Genomic DNA, 297 nt, shown 5'->3' with positions numbered 1-297 from the left:
TGTTTTTGGCGCTCATGCCTTTCGGGGTGTGGGTGTGACGTCTTCTTGCTTCATTCTTCCCGTCTGGGGTGAGGGGACATTTTTTGCTAGTTGAGTTTTTTTGCTAGTGATTTGGCTCTTTGGTTTTTGAACTGATTCGCGATCCTTCTTTGTGGAGGGTTGTTGTTTCTAGAGTCTTTTACGGAGAGTTTGATCCTGGCTCAGGACGAACGCTGGCGGCGTGCTTAACACATGCAAGTCGAGCGGTAAGGCCTTTCGGGGTACACGAGCGGCGAACGGGTGAGTAACACGTGGGTG

At 50.8% G+C, this 297-nt stretch carries 1 rRNA gene; it reads left to right on the top strand.

Annotated features, from left to right (window positions below):
* Window positions 1–177: 177 nt before the first annotated feature.
* Window positions 178–297: ribosomal RNA gene (locus RhoFasB10_RS26040) — 16S ribosomal RNA — on the top strand; the annotation flags it as partial.

The organism is Rhodococcus sp. B10, from assembly GCF_011770055.1.
Classification (GTDB): Bacteria; Actinomycetota; Actinomycetes; order Mycobacteriales; family Mycobacteriaceae; genus Rhodococcoides; species Rhodococcoides kyotonensis_B.
This window is presented reverse-complemented; position numbering and strand designations above follow the sequence as displayed.